The following is a 1,784-nucleotide window of genomic DNA, read 5'->3' on the forward strand; positions in this document are numbered from 1 at the left end:
CAGGTCCGAATGGACTTTTTATTTTTTATCAAGTGTTCAATTTAATTTTACAATCAGCGCTAAAAATATTTTAGATAAATATATACCTCTTATAATAAAAAAATATATCGAAAATTTAGATGAAGATAATCGAAATAAGATAATAAAAGCATATTATAATTTAGAATCTTTAGTTCAGGATTCGTTATTTTTAGAAGATTTACCGCTAGAACTTGATTTTAGTGAAGATTTAAAGAAGTTTCTAAAATTAGAAAATTTGCATTTAGATTCTAAGTTTTTAAAAGAGCCCTATGCTATAATTGAATCGATCTTAAGAATCCATCAAACATGTAATTTGAAGACTGTGCCAGTTGTCTGTAATGTCGCTCATTATTTAGATAGAACACAGTTAAACATGTTGAACAATTTACTAAAGTCAATGAAATTGAAAATGATTTTAATAGAATTCACATCTAAGGATGTTCTGGTTTATCCGAAAGATGCTGATTACTTCTACATTGATCAGGACCTTGTTGATTGGTACTGACAGCTATCATTAAAAGATAATTATAAATTATCGGTTTTAGATGGTTGTTAGATCAATAAGGTTTAGATCAAATACTTGTGTGCCAAATGTGCGCCAACTGTTTTAGATGGTTGTTAGATCAATAAGGTTTAGATCTCTACCAGCCGCTTAATGCTACATTCAAGCAGTTTTAGATGGTTGTTAGATCAATAAGGTTTAGATCCAATTCTTCCAAAAATTAAAACTAGAGAAAGTTTTAGATGGTTGTTAGATCAATAAGGTTTAGATCATACATTCCCAATTCTGAATGCTGGCGAAAGTTTTAGATGGTTGTTAGATCAATAAGGTTTAGATCTCGTGCAAGTATTCAAGCTAACTATGATGGGTTTTAGATGGTTGTTAGATCAATAAGGTTTAGATCCAATCAAGTTACAAATGTCATGAATACGGCGTTTTAGATGGTTGTTAGATCAATAAGGTTTAGATCAGAGCTATTGTTGCTCCGGAAGATGATAATGTTTTAGATGGTTGTTAGATCAATAAAGATTGCAGGGCTCAAGACCAAGTAACTAGTTTTAACTAGTTGTTAGATCAAAATATTTACTCTTTATAAAAATCATTAGTATTAATTAAAAATATTAATGGCTTTTTGCTTTATTGAATTTGGAGATCTTATCTAAATTACCATTTTCTTTTGCTTCTAAGTAATTAAAATATTCTTCAGAGAACTTACTGTCTGTTAGCCAGACCATGTTATCGTTCCTTTTGGTTTTATTTTTGGTCAAAATACACACCTTCAATAATTTAACTATTATTAATTAAAATTTCTGGTTTTAAAAGGACAATAGAACAGAAAAAATGAGAAATCTAAGATTTAAAAAGGATGATTTTCTATTCATTAGAACAACATATCCTAGTTTATTTATTAAATTTAAGAATAGTTATGAAGAAAATGGAATTGTTAATGTACCTATGCAAAATGAAAGGGATTATGATTATTACTTTGATATAGTTGGGGATTATATAGCTACCTCATTGAATGAAGCGTGGGAATTAAATGAGGACGGTCTAAGACTTGAGGCTGCGTGGGATTATGCAGACTGGTCGAAGGAGTAAATGGGTTCAGGTTTATTCAGATAAAAACAAGGATGAATAAGCAGTATAAATAATTCCATATAATTTCATGAAAGATCAAAAAATATAGAAGTAAAATTTTAGCCCCAATGTAGTGACCCTCGAAATTCGGACACGGATTTCGGGGGTTTTCTTATGACCAAAT

2 protein-coding genes and 1 CRISPR repeat array are annotated in these 1,784 nt (G+C 29.7%); both genes read left to right on the forward strand.

Annotated elements, in window-relative coordinates; genetic code table 11:
* The coding region (gene csn2 / locus CP370_RS09035; protein WP_143467875.1) for a type II-A CRISPR-associated protein Csn2 at positions 1-526 on the forward strand (526 nt) is incomplete at its 5' end.
* A 33-nt stretch (positions 527-559) separates the two neighbouring features.
* A CRISPR array of direct repeats spans positions 560-1,058; the repeat unit is 36 nt; unit sequence GTTTTAGATGGTTGTTAGATCAATAAGGTTTAGATC.
* A gap of 305 nt (positions 1,059-1,363) precedes the next feature.
* Positions 1,364-1,621, forward strand: coding sequence for a hypothetical protein (locus tag CP370_RS09040; protein WP_087712915.1), 258 nt, complete (start codon positions 1,364-1,366; stop codon positions 1,619-1,621).
* The last annotated feature ends 163 nt before the right edge of the window (positions 1,622-1,784 follow it).

The organism is Lactobacillus sp. UMNPBX19 (genome assembly GCF_002553805.1).
In the GTDB taxonomy this organism is placed as follows: domain Bacteria; phylum Bacillota; class Bacilli; order Lactobacillales; family Lactobacillaceae; genus Lactobacillus.

Bases quoted from the DNA above. Each gene is read 5' to 3' on its own strand.
- CP370_RS09040 (WP_087712915.1), top strand. From the start codon at position 1,364: ATGAGAAATCTAAGATTTAAAAAGGATGATTTTCTATTCATTAGAACA.